The following is a 16223-nucleotide window of genomic DNA, read 5'->3' as shown; positions in this document are numbered from 1 at the left end:
CTTCGCTTCTTCTTCCTATGGATTTCACCGTCTTTCTGCAGCAGCTTCTCAATGGATTATCGATCGGCAGCGTCTATGCCATCTTTGCTCTGGGCTACACGCTGATCTTCTCAATTCTTGGCATTATTAACTTTGCTCATGGAGCCGTTTTCACGCTGGGAGCCTATTTTACCTACACGTTAACGGGCGGCAAATTTGGATTTAATGGACTATTGGCAAATGCAGCATTACCGATTCAATTCCCCTTCCTGCTTGCCCTGATTTTTGGCAGTTTAATTGCGGGATTCGCCTCGGTTTTGATTGAGCGATTTGCCTTTCGTTCGCTGCGAAAGCGTAAGGCAGATTCGCTATTAACGCTGGTTTCGAGTCTGGGTATGGCAGTGGTAATTGTCAATTTGATTCAGTATCTCGTCGGCGCAGAAATTTATACCTTTTCTGACAATATCTACGGCAATTTACCTGCTTCGGTGAACTTTGGCACAGCCGATCGTCCCGTGCCGATTAGAACTGTTCAAGTCGTGATCTTTGGCGTGTCTGCCGTTCTGGTTGCAATCCTGACCTATCTGATTAGCTTCACGCGCATTGGTAAGGCACTGCAAGCTGTTGCAGAAGACGCAACAACCGCCAGTCTTTTAGGCATTAACACCGAAAAATTTATCACGCTAACTTTTTTCCTCAGCGGCTTTCTCGGCGGCGTTGCAGGCACATTAGTTGGCTCCAGCGTCAGCATTGCCGGGCCCTATTTTGGCATCTCGTTCGGCTTAAAAGGCTTAGGCGTGATTGTGCTAGGCGGATTAGGTAATATTCCTGGAGCGGTTTTGGGCGGGCTGGTGATCGGTTTGGCAGAGGCTTTCGTCCCCGCCGACTATTCAGGCTACAAAGAAGCGATCGCCTTCGCCCTCCTCTTTATCGTCCTCCTCGTTCGCCCCCAGGGTCTTCTGGGACGCACCTTCGCCCAAAAAGTCTAACCCCCATCTCCTTACCTCCTCATCTCCACCCCTCAATGCTCTCCTTCCTCAATACCTACGGTTTTCTAATTGTCTCCATGCTATTCGGGGCAATGCTGGGGCTTTCGGTTTATTTGCCGCTTATGGCAGGTCAACTGTCGCTGGCATCGCCCGGATTTTATGCGTTAGGAGGCTATATTGCAGCGATTCTTTCGACTCAGGTTTTTAAGTTTTCTGGCAGCACCTTTCCGCTGGTTTATGTATTTGTTGAAATGGCAATTGCGGCGATCGTTTCAGCAATCCTTGCCGTGGTTTTAGGTATTCCGGTTCTGCGATTGAGAGGAATTTATCTGGCAATTGCAACGATCGCATTTGTCGAGATTCTAAGAGTGCTTTCGCTAAATTTAGAAATTACGGGTGGGGCAGTGGGAATTTTCGGCATTCCGCAGCCTTTCTCTACACAAATCGGCTATTTGTGGATTGCTTTACCTTTGCTGTTGCTAAGCATGGTATTTCTCCATCGGCTGGAGCGAATTGAAACTGGGCGAGTCATGCGGGCAATTCGCGAAGATGAGTTAGCTGCTGCCACAGTGGGCATTAATCCGACACGCTATAAAGTTCTTTCCTTTACCTTGGGAGCAGTTTTAGCAGGAGTTGTGGGAGCGGTTAGTGCCCATTTTTTGAATACCTGGAATGCGAGGCAGGGTACATTTGATGCCAGTATTGTTTACCTTGCGTTTGTATTAAGCGGCGGGTCAAGAACTTTTGTGGGTCCGGTTGTGGGCGGCATGGTGCTGACTGCTTTACCCGAAGTGCTGAGGGCGATCGGCGGCATTGCAGGCTTACCTGCTTGGCTAACAGATTTTTTGCAAGATGGTCGGCTGATTCTCTATGGATTACTCATTGTTCTCAGCAGCATTTTTTATCCACAGGGCATTATCACGCCAGAATTGTTGAAGCAAATTGGTGGCAGATTTAAGCGTGAAAAAAAGCCAATTAAAGCAGAATTTTGAAATGCCTGTAAGAAGATGTTTAAAGCGTGATAGCTCACTCAAACCGCTCCCATAATTTCTCTAATTTAACAATCTCTCTACTTTAAAGGGGACTCAGCCTTTTACGAACTTCAAAGTTCTCTAGCATTGGAGAATTGAGGGGCAATACAAGATCTTCTACTACTCCTCAAACAACCTTCAAAAATAAATTATTCCAAGACAAATCATTCCAAGACAAATCATTCCAAAACAGACTGAAAAGACACGAGCGCAAATCCTTTATCCTCACTCAGATACCCGATCGCCTCTCTCCCAATCCCCATTAAAACAATGGTTTCCGAAACGTCTTTCCTTCTTGAAATTCAGCAGATTACTCGACGATTCAGTGGTTTAGTTGCGGTGAATAATGTATCGTTTGGCATTCAGCAAGGCGAAATTTTTGGGTTGATTGGTCCGAATGGAGCCGGGAAAACGACTTTGTTTAACGTGATCACGGGCTTAATTCCGCCTTCGAGTGGACAGCTTTTTTATCAGGGACGATCGATCGTCCGTCAGCGTCCGCACCAAATTGCCCGCCGGGGAATTGCTCGCACGTTTCAAAATTTGCGGCTATTTGGCAATCTTTCAGTGCTGGAAAACGTCGCCATTGCCCGCTATCTGCATACCAATGCGAATCTGATGCAGTCGATCGTCGGAATGCCTAAAGCGATCGCCGAAGAACAGGAAACTCAGCTCAAAGCGTTTTCTCTGCTGGAGTTGGTGGGGTTAGCAGACAAGGCACAGCAAACTGCCCGAAATCTAGCGTATGGCGACCAGCGACGACTAGAACTCGCTCGCGCCCTCGCCGTCGAACCTCAGCTTTTGCTGCTCGATGAGCCTGCTGCCGGAATGAACACGAACGAAAAGGGTGGACTGAGCGATCTGATTCGGGAGATTCGCGATCGATTCAATCTAACCGTGCTGCTGATCGAACATCATGTGCCCCTAGTGATGGGACTCTGCGATCGAATTGCGGTGCTCGACTTTGGACAGCTCATTGCTTTGGGCAACCCTGAAACGGTGCGAAATGATCCGGCAGTGATCACGGCTTATCTGGGTGAATAGCGTTTGGCGTTGAGATGGGGCGATCGAAAAACGGGGCAATCAGAAATCAACATGGCAAAATCACTGCTGCAAATCCAAAATTTATCCGTGAACTATGGTGCAGTTCAGGCATTGCAAGATCTGACGTTGGATGTTGCCGAGGGCGAAATTGTCACCCTAATCGGCGCAAACGGAGCGGGCAAAAGTACAACACTGCGGGCGATCTCGCGATTGGTCGATCCGGTTCGTGGACAGATTTTCTATCGCGGACAGGCGATCACTCGTCTCGCACCCAGTCAGATGGTGAAGCTTGGCATTGCCCACAGCCCGGAAGGACGGCGAGTTCTGGCACGACAGACTGTACTCACGAATTTAGAACTGGGTGCATTCACACGAAACGATCGCCTCGGCATCAAATCGGATATCGAGAAACAGTTTCTCACCTTTCCGCGACTGGGCGAACGACGCAATCAGCTTGCCGGAACTCTGAGCGGCGGGGAACAGCAAATGCTGGCGATCGCCCGTGCCCTGATGAGCCGTCCCCGTCTGCTGCTGCTGGATGAGCCGAGCTTAGGACTCGCGCCGCAAATCGTCCGAGAAATTTTTTCGGTGATTCGTCAGCTTCGCGATGCTGGAGTCACGGTTTTGCTGGTCGAACAAAACGCAAACCTGGCACTGCAAACCGCCGATCGGGTCTATGTGCTGGAAGCAGGGCAGATGACGTTGACTAGCGACGCCTCGAAGTTATTGAGCGATGAGCGAATTCGCAAAGCTTATTTGGGATAGTGAGCAAAATTCTAGTGCTTTCCCAAACAAGCCATTAATCCTCTCCCAGTTTCAGCAGTTTCTCATCAATCTGGCGAAGCTGATCTTTTGCAGTGTCATCGGTCAAAATACCCCGACGAACGGCTTCCGCCAATGCGCCCTTTTCAACCAGCAATAAGCGACGGTGAATTCCGTTCAGGCGTGAAGATTGTCCTTTTCCGGTGGCAACGTCGATCGCCCACTGGTTATACAGATCGCGCAACGCTCTCTCGGCTTTCACAATTTGTACCTGATAGCTCGATCGCATTTCCTCATAAATCGCTTTGGGCAAAACGCCGGATTTTAGCAGGCTGTCGAGTTCATCCTGGGCGGCTTTGGCAATAATGAGCTGCGCCCTCAGTTCTTCGGTGTGCTGCTGAGTCGGGGAGACTGCGGAAAGCCGGAGCCGTTTCACAAACCAGGGAAGACTCAAGGCCTGACCGACAAGGGAAAGAAGAACTGCACCAAAGACAATCGTAATGACATCGCTGCGGCCAGGCAGCAGTTCGGGAAGGCTGAGGGCAAGCGCAAGCGACAGCGATCCTTTGATATTGCCCAGAAATAAAACGTGCTTCCAGCGAGGGGGAATGGGGCGATCGATCCAGCCTGCCAGCGTCAGCAAGGGATAAACCGCGAGAATTCGCCCAATTTGATACGTCAAAATTGCCAGCAGCACGGCGGGAAGCGTCTGCCAGAGGGAAATTAGATTCACCTCCACCCCAATCAGCAAAAAGATAAACGTGTTTACGCCAAATCCGGCATATTCCCAGAAGCTATAGAGCGTGACGCGGTTAGAAGCTGCCACCTGACGCGACTGCCCCACGTTGCCCACCATCAGCCCTGCCACCACAACCGCCACCACGCCCGACACTCCTAACGTGTGACCTACCTGAAACGTACCTAACGCCAGTGCTACAGTCAGCAGAATGCTACTGAGGTTGTCATCCGATCGGGCAAACAGTCCTGCCCCCAGATAGCCCAACGCCAGCCCCACCAACGTACCGCCCACAATCACCACAATCAAGGCTTCAAAGCCATCGGCGATCGTCACAGAGCCATTCAGGTTCGCCTGCAAGACCAGATTAAATAGCACCAGCGCAACGCCGTCGTTAAATAAGCTTTCGCCTTCCACGATCGTCGTCAGCCGCGACGGAACGGAAACTTCCTTAAACACCGCAATCACTGACACCGTATCCGTAATCGCCAAAATCACGCCCAGAATCAGAGCCGTAATCCAGGGCAGATTCAGCGCATATTTGATGCCGATCGCCGTCACCGCCGTTGCAATTACCACGCCCGGACCTGCCAACAGCGAAATCGGCTTGACCGTGCTGCGGAGCCGACTAACATCGGTATTGATCGCCGCCTCAAACAGTAGAATCGGCAGAAACAAATTCAAAATCAGCGACGAATCAAGACTGACGCGATCGGGAATCCAGGGCGCGATAACTAAACCTGCCAGCACTAATCCGGTCACATAGGGAATGCGAAACCAGCGCGACAGCAGCGCAACCCCCGTCGCTACCAGCAGCAGAATAATCCAACCAACGACAATTTCTTCAAAGCTCCCCTGAGACGGCAGGCTCACTTCTTGAATTTCAGCAAGCACGATCGATAAGGACATGATGGAAAGAACGGAGGAAAGAACCGAAAACGACGCATGGCTGACACATGGCTACAGGTCACAGGCTGCCATTGCCCTACTCAAACTGCCCGCAAGCTCTCAAAAAATTGAATGGAATGCGGCGATCGCCACCCCAATGCAGATGCACATAGGACGCATGAACCTGATGTAGCCGCCATCCTTCAGTCGAAACTGAACTGGTGGCATCATAACCCCGGATCTGATAAAGCGGTGGAACTGGAGGCTGAGTCAAAGTCGATCGATGAAACTCATGTCCCCAAACCATCGCCTGTTGCGGTAATAAAGGACTGTCCTGCAAGGCGATCGCCTGCCGATAGCCCAGGGTCAGCCGTTTGCCCATCTGGGCGATAGTGGGCAAAATTCCCACCATCTGCCAGGATTGCCCCTCAAAATCGACAATACCCTGGCTCAGATACATCAGCCCCCCACATTCTGCATAAGTTGGCATTCCGGCTAAAACTGCCGATCGCACCGATGCCTGTGCCTGCGAATTTGCCTCAAGTTCAGCCGCAAAAACCTCCGGGAATCCTCCGCCAAAATACAAACCGTTCACGCCTGCGGGCAGTTCAGAATCAATTAACGGGCTCCAGTCAACTAGCTCTGCCCCCAGTGTTTCGAGCAAATCCAGATTGTCCGCGTAGTAAAAGCTAAACGCTCGATCGCGAGCAACTGCAATGCGAGGACGATTCTCGCCCAGCGAAACCCGCAACCGATCAGTTTGTGCTTCAGTCGCCATAAAGGAAGGAATACCGCTCGATGGAATTTCCACACGCTGCATCTCAAAATCTCCCAGAATAGAGGGATTTAGGGGGCGGTTCGCCTGAGGGCCTATTCCCTTTCCCGCCTCGATCAACGGCAACAGCTTTTCCCAATCAAACCCCTCCCGCCCCAGAGTCCCCAACCGATCGAGCAAATCCTGCATCTGCGGCAATTCATCCGTCGGAACCAGCCCCAAATGGCGATCGGGAATCGTAATTTCTGCCTGACGACGCAGCACACCCAAAATCGGTAAATTCAGCGGTTCCAGGGAAGCTTGCAGCAGTTCCAGATGTCGATCGCTGCCGACCCGATTCAGAACAACCCCAGCAAACCGCAGAGTGGGATCAAACGATCGAAATCCGTGGACTAAAGCGGCGATCGATCGTGCCATGCGGCCGCAGTCCAGCACCAGCAGGATGGGCAAATCGAGCAAACGAGCAATATGTGCGGTACTTGCCCAATCGGATGCTCCTGCCCCGTCAAAGAGTCCCATGACGCCTTCCACCAGCGCATAGTCTACCGTTTGCGTCTGCTGGCTGAAACACTGCTGCACATACGCCTCAGAAGTCAGAACCGGATCAAGATTGCGACACGATCGCCCGGTCACATACGAGTGAAACATCGGGTCGATATAGTCGGGTCCAACCTTAAAAGATTGCACTGATCCCCACTGCCGCAGTGCTGCCAGCAACGCCAGCGTGACAGTTGTTTTTCCCACTCCACTTCGATCGCCTGCAATCACCACCGCCATTCTTCTTCCTAATCTGTCCTGATGAGGTGCGCCTTCATCTTGCCAAAAAGCAAACGCTCTTGCTTTAGAGTTCGATAAAGAATTAATCAAACCCCAAGCGGCAGAGGCGATCGATCGACGAAAATCGCTATGGTGATGTAAGCAATTATCAGGAGGGAAGGCACGTGTCTGAGGCAAAACCAACGATCTTAGTAACGGGTGGCGCAGGCTACATTGGCTCCCATGCAGTGCTAGCACTCCAGCAGGCAGGCTATAACGTGGTCGTGCTCGACAACCTGGTCTATGGGCATCGCGAACTGGTCGAAGACGTGCTGAAAGTTGAACTCATCGTGGGTGATACAAGCGATCGGGCATTGATGGATCAGCTTTTCGCTAGCCGTGACATTGCTGCCGTGATGCACTTTGCTGCCTATGCCTACGTGGGTGAGTCCGTGACCGATCCAGCGAAATATTACCAAAACAACGTGGTTGGAACGCTGACGCTGCTAGAAGCAATGGTCGCTGCCAATATCAAAAAGTTTGTGTTTTCCTCAACCTGCGCCACCTACGGCATTCCGACTGCGGTGCCGATTCCTGAAGATCATCCTCAAAACCCGATCAATCCCTATGGGGCAACGAAGCTGATGGTCGAGCGCATTCTGGCGGATTTTGATGTGGCTTATGGGCTGAAGTCGGTCTGTTTTCGCTATTTCAACGCCGCAGGTGCCGATCCCGAAGGACGGCTCGGTGAAGATCACCAGCCTGAAACTCACCTGATTCCCCTGGTGCTGCTGACAGCTCTGGGCAAGCGCGATTCGATTTCCGTCTTTGGCACAGACTACCCCACGCCCGACGGAACCTGCATTCGTGACTATATCCATGTCACAGACCTGGCATCAGCGCACGTTCTGGGGTTGGAATATCTGATGCAGGGCAAGGAGAGTGCGAAATTTAATCTGGGTAACGGCAGCGGTTTCTCGGTGAAGCAGGTGATCGACGCTGCCAGAGAAGTGACCGGACGAGAGATCAAAGTCGTGGAATGCGATCGTCGTCCCGGCGATCCCCCCGCTCTAATCGGCAGTAGCGGCAAGGCAAAAGAAATCCTTGGCTGGCATCCCCAACACGCTGATATTCACCAGATTCTCCGTGATGCCTGGAACTGGCATCAACGCCGCCATCCCGCCGATTGAATTGAATATTAATGGGGAATATTAGTGGGGTGGGTGTCCTCACTTGCCCAAAGCAGATGCCCATCCCACCGCTGATTTAATTTGGGCATGCAGGAAGCCCATGCCGTTAGCATCCTACTGGTCCTGAACCGATCGCGACCCCCAAGCAGCAATCGCAACTCCGCTCAGAATCACGATCGCTCCCAGGAGCACCCCAAAACCTGGATTCTCCTGAAAGACGATCGCCCCCAGCAAACTCGACCCTACAGGTTCTGCCAAAATGGTCAGCGTCACCAATGTTGGCGATACCCAGCGCACTGCCCAATTCAAGCTGCTGTGTCCAATAAGCTGCGGAAATAAAGCAATTAGCAGAATATAACCATACACGGCGATCGGATACCCGGTGTAGCCTGTACCTAACAGCAACGGCAGAGGGAATAGGAGCAGAGCCGCTGTTGTGTAAGTGAGCACGAGATGATTGCCGATCGAGAGTCCCTGCTGCTGTGCTTCTCGTCCCAACAAAAAGTAAAGGCTGACCGCCCAGGAGCCAATCAATGCCAGTGCATTTCCCAAGAGCGGGTTGCTGCCTGCGCCCATTGCGGTATTTCCGCCCAGCGCAACCAGTCCGCCCCCTAGCAGCGTCACGGCAATTCCGCTGATCGTCAGCTTGTTTAGCTTTTCCCCCAGCCAGAGCCAGGACAGCAGCGCAACCCACACGGGATTGGTCGTCACCAGCGTTGCCGAAGCTGCGATCGAAGTATAGGACAGCGACGTGATCCAGGTGGCAAAATGAATTGCTAAAAATGCACCTGCGGCGATCGAGAAGCTATAGCTGCGCGGCGAGAGCTTGAAGCCAGCAAAGTTCCTCCAGGTGGGAGCCAGGATGAGAGAGGCGATCGTCAACCGACTTGCCGCTAGCACCAAACTAAACCCCACGCCTGACACGCCTGCTGCCTGCAATGCTAGCCGAATGAAAACTGCCGACGCAGAAACCGACAGCACGCCGATCGTCAAAATCAGCCCGATTGTCCAGGGTGAAGGACGCGTCGGGACAGCCATTTAATATTTGGGTGGACGGCGACGCTGAAGAAATTCAGGAATATCGAGTCCCGGTTTGGTGCGCGGCTCTGAAGTCGGGGGAAGCGGCTGCGGAGGCGGGGTCATCGTTGGCGGGGCAGGAGGCGTTCGTTTTAAGGGAGACACTCTAGAGGTTTGAGCAGGCTGGGGCTGAGGTTCAGTCGAAAATCCGGTCGCGATCACCGTAATTCGCACTTCGCCCTGAAGCCGATCGTCTAACACTGCCCCAAAGATAATATTGGCGTTGGGGTCTACTGCTTCGTAAATAATCTCAGCCGCCGCATTCACTTCGTGCAGGGTGAGATCGCTACCGCCTGTGATATTGAAGACTACGCCCTTTGCTCCGTCGATCGACGATTCCAGCAGTGGCGAAGAAATCGCGGTGGTGGCGGCTTCCCTGGCTCTGGACTTGCCCGAACCAACCCCGATGCCCATCAGCGCAGAACCTGCGTCTGCCATCACTGCCCGCACGTCGGCAAAGTCCACGTTCACCAGACCAGGAATGGTAATGATATCGGAGATACCCTGCACCCCTTGCCTCAGAATATCGTCTGCCACACGGAATGCTTCCTGAACAGGCGTCTGCTCTGAGATGACCGTCAGCAGCTTGTCGTTCGGAATAATAATCAGCGTATCAACGCGGGTTTGCAGTCCAGAAATGCCTTCGTCTGCCTGATTAGTGCGGCGTTTGCCCTCAAAAGTGAAAGGACGGGTTACAACTCCGACCGTCAGCGCACCGACTTCTTTGGCAACCTCTGCCACGATCGGCGCAGCTCCCGTTCCCGTGCCGCCACCCATGCCTGCGGTGATGAAGACGAGATCCGCATTTTCCAGCGCAGCCGCGATCTCATCACGAGACTCTTCTGCTGCCTTTTGCCCGATCGCCGGATTTCCTCCTGCACCCAAGCCTCGCGTCAGCTTCTGCCCAATTTGCAGACAGCTTGAAGAAGCCGTATAAGTCAACGCCTGGGCATCGGTATTCACCGTCCAAAATTCAACGCCCGCAACTCCGCTGGCAATCATCCGATTCACGGCATTGCAGCCGCCACCACCTACACCAATGACTTTAATTCTGGCTACACTACTCGGCACAATTTCTCCACTCCTGGCTTCTTCTCCCAGTGCGCCTTTGACGTCACGTTGTCCCAAGTTTACCCCAGAGTTTGAGCTAAAGGGGTTAGTTGAATTCATGGACAAAGCGGAATTACCCTGATTTGCATCAGGGGAGTCGTTATGGGTATTTTCTAATCTACTATTAAATGTCATCGGAATTTAGATAGTGTAGGATTCAAAGGCTTTATAAAGCAGGATGACTCTAGATAAATATAGGGTAAGTTGCAGGAAAAACCAAATCTAAATTCGGGGTTACACTGCACTGTCCTGGTCTATGCTGCCTGATTCGGGTTTGCTCTGCATTGTTAGCAGAATTGTAGGAGAAATCGCTGAATTCCTGGAAAGCAAGCGTCGAACCATTGAGTTAACTTTTGTGAAACTAATTTATGAAATCGAATCACCAAGATGCTCGATTCGTTTGGAATAGTTTCAGTCAGCAACCGTCTTCTTTCAGTTTCGATCGATCGTATTTTCGCCTGCTTAAAACGCTGGTTGAACTTACAAAACAGGTTGCTTTCATTTTCGATTCTCCAGTTTAATAAAGCGTCAATTCAGCAGTTTGGTGAAGCGTGAATTTTAGCTGCGGCTAAAAAAGCATTGCTAAAGATTTGTTTCTCCCGCTGGCTCGGTTGTGCCGATGTCTGATTGATTTTCTGATGGCATTGCTTCGCCTGACGCTGCATCACCTGAAACGGCATTGATTGATTCGGTCAATGGCTCGATCGTTTGCTGGAATTGATCGTCCTCTGCATTTTCGGCTGCGTTCTCGGGTACGTTTTCAGCTGCACTGAGGATTGGTGAAACCACTTGAGTTGTCTCAATTCGGGGCATATCTGGGTTTCTCAGATCAATAAAAGCAATATCGCTCACCTCAATCTTCTGAGTCAGATAGCGCATCCGATCAAGCGTTTGAAGCTGCTTGGCAAACTGTGCGCCGTATGCCCCTAAATGTACGGTTCCCATCTCCGTTCGGAGGACGAGGTTACCCGATTCTTGCCAGTCGATTTCCAAGATTTTGACCGGACTCTGACTCACCTGCTGATAGAGAGATGCCCAGTCGAGCCGCTGCTGATCTTGCTGAATGCCGATTACTTTCAGGGTTGGCAGAGGACGCGACCCGCGCAGAGCCATATATTTTTCGTAGGGAATCACCGTTCCGCGCTCGTCAAGAAATGCGGTTGGCTTCAGTTCTGAGTTGAGTGGATTCGTAGCCGAATCGGTCACTGCATTCGTGGCTGAGCCTGCGGCTGGGTTGATCGCTGAATCGGTGGCAGTGCCGTAGACCATCGCTACCGGATTGCGTTCTTGAATCCGGATCGTGAGGCCGGGAGGAAACAAGCGGCGCGATACAGTCGCTTCAGCAATCGGAGCCTGAGACTCTAGCTGGTGAACGATCGCCTGCGGCTTAAGCGTCAGGAGAAACTGCGGATACTGAAGCGGCAGCAGGGTTCGAATTGTATCAGCCGCAAGCGATTGGTTGCCTTCAATCTTGACCTGAGCCGCACTGCGGAGCATCCAGTCAGGCAGCGAGATGACCCAAACGAGTCCAACTGTCAGACCTCCCACCATCAGCACTTGCCAGCTTGTCCGCATAACCTGCCAGCGTCGCTGCTTTCGCAGTTTGCGCCGACGGGCAGCGATCTGGGCTGAAGACACAGAATAGATTTGCCTTGTCCCTTGGCGCGTCGTCATTGCTTCAGACCCCCTTTTAAGCTCCACACCTTCAGCCTCACACGTCAGCTCCTTCTCAACACCCTGTTTACTGTTTCGTCAATCAATCTAGCCGCAATATTCTCGATCGAGACTAGAGTGGAGTCCGAAAATAACGGTTTATTGTAGCGAATCTTCACCGAACCTTTACTCATTTCTTCCTGCTTAATCAGAGAAATCTGGTCAGTTCTAGAAGTAGAGTCAAATCAGTCGTTCAGATATTGCCCGATGTGGAAATTCCTCTTCCTGATTTCGCTGGCTTTGCTGTCGCTCCTGTCGTCGATTGGTGTTGCCGCAGCCTACTCGCGTGTCAATGCTCAACCGATCGCTTCGCTGTTCCCCGAAAGGGTAATCGCCTCCCTGGGAGAACTGGAACTGAGCGCCGCAAATCCAGCACTTGTTCAATCGCGGACTGCCCCCACAACTTCTGAACTGTTGCGCCAGAGCTGGACGGCTTATAAGCAGCGATTCATTCAAGCAGATGGGCGCGTGATTGATCGCGAAGCAAACGATCGAACCGTTTCAGAAGGGCAGGCATACGCCATGCTGCGATCGGTGCTGGCCAATGATCCCGAAATGTTTGCGCTAACGCTGCGCTGGGCAGAGCAGAATCTTCAGCGACGAGACGGCAACGAGCTGCGCGATTCCCTCTGGGCATGGAAATGGGGACAAAACGACCAGGGCGAGTGGGGCATTCTGGATGGCAATTTTGCCAGCGATGCCGATATTGATGCAGCTACGGCTCTAATCTTGGCAGCGCGTCGATGGAACCGCCCAGAATATCTCACACTGGCGCAAGCCAAGCTCAAAGACATTTGGAACGATTCCACGATCGTTGTGATGCCCGGTGGGATACGTAGTGGCACAGCTCGCCATCTGCTGCCGGGACCGATCGCCTCTTTTCAACCCCAGCCTAATCAGGTGATCCTCAACCCGTCCTATGCTGCGCCCTATGCGTTTCGGATGTTTGCTCAGGTCGACTCGGAGCGAGATTGGATGAGCCTGGTCAACAGCAGCTATCAGCTTTTAGAAGATTCAGCCGCCCTCTCAGCGGCAAAGCTGCCCAGCGATTGGGTGGTGCTAAACCTGACTACTGGGGCTTTTGAACCTGTGGCGGAAGGGTCTAATCTACGATCAATCTACAGCTTTGATGCCTTTCGTGTTTGGTGGCGCATGGCACTCGATGCCGTCTGGTTTGAGGAACCCCGTGCCAGGGAATATCTGCGGCAGCACTTGAGCCAGCTTCAGCAGCAGTGGAAATCGAACCGCCGAATTCCGGCAAGAATCGATCTGGCAGGCAATCCGATCGTGTCGTACGAAGCAACCAGCCAGTACGCCATGCTTTATCCAGCAATGCGGCTGATTGATCCAGCAATGGCAGATGAAATTCGATCGCAAAAGCTGCTGCCAACTTACCAAAACGGCATCTGGGACAATGACTCTGCCTACTATGTGCAAAATCTTGCCTGGTTTGGGCTATTTCCCAATCGAGAAGTGGCAGCAAGCTGGCTGCACGATCGTTAGCCGACCTGAATTTATCAGCCCTACATTTATCAGCCCTACATGAATCATCAGGAGCCACAGCCGCAGTCAACAGGCGCAGCGGGATCAATTACATTGAGCTTTAGCTCGTACTGAGCGGCTGCCCGGCTGCGAGTCCTGACCTCAATAAAGTAGGTTCCGGGCTGAATATTGCTGTAGAAATTATTGATGCGGCTATTAATGCGGCGAGCGGGGGCGATTGTCAGGGTCTGAGGGCTGCCTTGATAAGACAGAACTTGTCCCTGGCTGTCTAGAACGCTGCCAACCATCGAAGCACTCGATTGATTTCTGAGATTGAGACGCACATTGCTGGTCGTCGTAAGCACAAGCTTAAACAAATCGACATCGTTGCGGCGCGTCGTGTCCACGATTCGTTTTTTCCCCGGAGTCGAAATCACAGTGGCAGTTGCAAGGGTATTTCCACCCTGGTCAGATGCGCGCTGTCGTCTTGCCATTAAGTTAGTTCGATCGATCGTAGCCGCAGTTAGGTTCGACGCCGGAATTCTAGCCGAAGCCGCATCAGGGTGACCAGACGTGAGGGGAGCAAAAGAGAGCCGTTTGTTTGAGAAAAATACCATTTGTCTTACTGAAGTTTAAGCAACAAAACCCATCGCTCTAAACAATAACTCTAAAGCAAGCTCTAAAACATGCTGGCGACTCAGTGAGCAACGGATCTTTGCAGGCTGCCTCAATAGAGATCAAGCCTTTTGCACTTTGTCAGCTCATCAGGAGGATAAACTTCGGCAAGATAGTTTCAAGCAATAAAAATTTGTTGTTCTATATTTTTCCCTGTCAAAGCAGTAAAGATGCGATCGATTCAGATTGCTCAATTGTGATTCAACAAAAAATAATATCCGTTGAATAAAGCTTTTAGAGGAGGTTTAGAAATGGCTGAAAAGTTGTACAAAAGGCTACAGAGAATGCTGTTAGCCGTAGATTTATTTCGAGAATCTTAAAGGACACGATCGCCCTTCTATTGCCTGCTCCAGGCTCGGAGGTTCTTTTCTGAGCATTGTTTAAACAAGATGTTTTATAACTATCTTTTGTATTGCTTCCGGACTATTGCTTTTGTACTCGTTGCACAAGGTCAGAGATAAAGTTTGGTGGTAAGTTTCTGCCGCCTTTTTGCGGAATATCCCTTTCTGTAGATTTGCATCAAGCCTAGATAAGTGAGTTTAAGGGTGAGTAGAAACTCCCTGCTGGTTTTAACCTTCTTTAGGGTCATTTTTTATAATTCATTAAGATTTTGAAAGCTAAATGTATGACGGAATCACAGGCTGATAGAGCTGACAGATCTGTATTCGACCGGAAGCTTGACTTCATGCAGCAGCGAACCGAAGAGCTGAGCTACGCAATACAGAACGAGAGTCTGCAGCAGCGCACGCTAATTCTGGAATGCCTGGAAGTATTGCGATCGGCAATGGAAGAACTTCAGGTGGCTCAGGAAGAGCTGCGCCAGCAAAACGATGAGCTGCTGCAAGCGCAGGAAGTCGTCCAGGCAGAACGGCAGCGATATCAAACTCTTTTTGAGTTTACGCCTGCTGCCTATCTGGTGACAGATCTGTACGGCACAGTGCGAGAAGCCAATCAAATTGCGGCATTGCTGCTTCAGATTCCACAACATTTCCTGGTCGGGAAACCGCTCACTGTTTTTGTGCCATCGCTTCAGCATCGATCGTTTCGTACCTTGCTGAATCAGCTCCCTAGCCTGTTGCAACCTCAGGCATTTGAGCTAGAGCTAGAGACCTGGAAGAAAAACTCCTTTCATGCAGATATTCAGGTTGATGTCGTTCGCAATTCCTGTCAGCAGGTGGTCGCGCTTCGCTGGCTGATTATTGATGCCACTGATCGAAAACAGTCCGAAAAACGGCTGCAAGAAGTGCAAATGCAAAACCTGGAACTCCGGGAAGTCGATCGCCTCAAAGACGAGTTTATGCGGACGGTTTCCCACGAGCTCCGCACGCCGATGACGGCTATCTTGGGGTTTTCTGAACTGCTGCGGCAACGATTTGTCCAGTCCCCCGATCCGCAAACAACGATGATGATCGAGTGCATCACGCGCAATAGCCGACATCTGCTGCAGCTGGTCGAAGAAATCCTCGATTTCTCTAAGCTGCAGGAACAACAGCTTCAGCTCTGCCTAGAAGAGTTTGACCTGACTGAACTGCTGCAAGCAACGACGTCAGAACTCCAATCTCTCGCAGCGCAAAAGAATCTGGCGTTTAACCTGATCCTGCCGTCAGAAAACGTGATGGTGGTAAACGATCGCCTGCGGCTGAGACAAGTAGTGATTAATCTAATTTCTAATGCCATTAAATTCACTCACGAAGGCGGCATTACGATCGAGCTACTGGAACTGCCCGAAGGACGAATTGCAGTTAGTGTGCGCGATACCGGAATTGGCATTGCCCCCGAACACCAGGCGCAAATTTTTCAGGAATTTTGGCAGGTTGATCAAAGTACGTCCCGTTGCTATCAGGGCACAGGGTTGGGGCTATCAATTTCTAAACAGCTGATCACGCTGATGCAGGGCAGCCTATCGGTTGAGAGCGAATCGGGTCAGGGCACCCTGTTTCGGGTTGAAATGCCGTGCTGCATGGCGATCGAGCAATCCCAAACTTCTAAATCTTTTTGCTAAGAGCAAGCTACTCT

At 51.4% G+C, this 16223-nt stretch carries 13 protein-coding genes; 7 read left to right on the top strand and 6 right to left on the bottom strand.

Going from position 1 to position 16223, the window contains the following annotated elements:
* Window positions 1–17: 17 nt before the first annotated feature.
* From NDI45_RS01155 to NDI45_RS01140, 4 genes are all read left to right on the top strand, one after another.
* Window positions 18–968, top strand: coding sequence for a branched-chain amino acid ABC transporter permease (locus NDI45_RS01155; RefSeq protein WP_348245808.1), 951 nt, complete (start codon window positions 18–20; stop codon window positions 966–968).
* Window positions 969–1003: 35 nt separating this feature from the next.
* Window positions 1004–1960 (top strand): branched-chain amino acid ABC transporter permease, encoded by a 957-nt coding sequence (locus NDI45_RS01150; RefSeq protein WP_348245807.1) that lies wholly within the window; start codon window positions 1004–1006, stop codon window positions 1958–1960.
* Between the two features lie 309 nt (window positions 1961–2269).
* Window positions 2270–3043, top strand: coding sequence for an ABC transporter ATP-binding protein (locus NDI45_RS01145; protein ID WP_348245806.1), 774 nt, complete (start codon window positions 2270–2272; stop codon window positions 3041–3043).
* 63 nt (window positions 3044–3106) lie between these two features.
* Window positions 3107–3808 carry an ATP-binding cassette domain-containing protein gene (locus NDI45_RS01140; protein ID WP_190791007.1) on the top strand — a complete coding sequence of 234 codons (702 nt, stop codon included), beginning with the start codon at window positions 3107–3109 and terminating at the stop codon, window positions 3806–3808.
* Between the two features lie 34 nt (window positions 3809–3842).
* On the opposite strand, the gene NDI45_RS01135 is transcribed toward NDI45_RS01140, so the two are convergent.
* Complete coding sequence (locus NDI45_RS01135) at window positions 3843–5450, bottom strand: sodium:proton antiporter (protein WP_348245805.1); 1608 nt, start codon at window positions 5448–5450, stop codon at window positions 3843–3845.
* 76 nt (window positions 5451–5526) lie between these two features.
* The gene (locus tag NDI45_RS01130; protein ID WP_190791233.1) at window positions 5527–6981 is read right to left on the bottom strand and encodes a cobyrinate a,c-diamide synthase; all 1455 of its coding nucleotides are present in this window, start codon (window positions 6979–6981) and stop codon (window positions 5527–5529) included.
* Between the two features lie 164 nt (window positions 6982–7145).
* On the opposite strand from NDI45_RS01130, the gene galE reads away from it, so the two are divergent.
* Window positions 7146–8150 carry a UDP-glucose 4-epimerase GalE gene (galE, locus tag NDI45_RS01125; RefSeq protein WP_190791234.1) on the top strand — a complete coding sequence of 335 codons (1005 nt, stop codon included), beginning with the start codon at window positions 7146–7148 and terminating at the stop codon, window positions 8148–8150.
* Between the two features lie 114 nt (window positions 8151–8264).
* Here galE and NDI45_RS01120 read toward each other — a convergent pair whose 3' ends face one another.
* From NDI45_RS01120 to NDI45_RS01110, 3 genes are all read right to left on the bottom strand, one after another.
* The gene (locus NDI45_RS01120) at window positions 8265–9188 is read right to left on the bottom strand and encodes a DMT family transporter (protein ID WP_348245804.1); all 924 of its coding nucleotides are present in this window, start codon (window positions 9186–9188) and stop codon (window positions 8265–8267) included.
* Window positions 9189–10472, bottom strand: a complete 1284-nt coding sequence (gene ftsZ / locus NDI45_RS01115) for a cell division protein FtsZ (protein ID WP_190791236.1) — start codon at window positions 10470–10472, stop codon at window positions 9189–9191. It abuts the gene before it with no gap.
* 447 nt (window positions 10473–10919) lie between these two features.
* The gene (locus NDI45_RS01110; protein ID WP_348245803.1) at window positions 10920–12011 is read right to left on the bottom strand and encodes an FtsQ-type POTRA domain-containing protein; all 1092 of its coding nucleotides are present in this window, start codon (window positions 12009–12011) and stop codon (window positions 10920–10922) included.
* A 246-nt stretch (window positions 12012–12257) separates the two neighbouring features.
* Here NDI45_RS01110 and NDI45_RS01105 point away from each other — a divergent pair, with 246 nt between their 5' ends.
* Window positions 12258–13553 carry a glycosyl hydrolase family 8 gene (locus NDI45_RS01105; protein WP_190791183.1) on the top strand — a complete coding sequence of 432 codons (1296 nt, stop codon included), beginning with the start codon at window positions 12258–12260 and terminating at the stop codon, window positions 13551–13553.
* Window positions 13554–13600: 47 nt separating this feature from the next.
* Here NDI45_RS01105 and NDI45_RS01100 read toward each other — a convergent pair whose 3' ends face one another.
* Window positions 13601–14149, bottom strand: a complete 549-nt coding sequence (locus tag NDI45_RS01100; RefSeq protein ID WP_190791182.1) for a pre-peptidase C-terminal domain-containing protein — start codon at window positions 14147–14149, stop codon at window positions 13601–13603.
* 743 nt (window positions 14150–14892) lie between these two features.
* Here NDI45_RS01100 and NDI45_RS01095 point away from each other — a divergent pair.
* Complete coding sequence (locus NDI45_RS01095) at window positions 14893–16209, top strand: PAS domain-containing sensor histidine kinase (protein WP_348245802.1); 1317 nt, start codon at window positions 14893–14895, stop codon at window positions 16207–16209.
* Window positions 16210–16223 lie beyond the last annotated feature (14 nt).

The sequence above is a fragment of the Leptolyngbya sp. GB1-A1 genome (assembly GCF_039962475.1).
GTDB lineage: Bacteria > Cyanobacteriota > Cyanobacteriia > Elainellales > Elainellaceae > Leptolyngbya_A.
The sequence above is the reverse complement of the archived record's forward strand: the minus strand, read 5'-3'. Positions and strand labels throughout refer to the sequence as shown.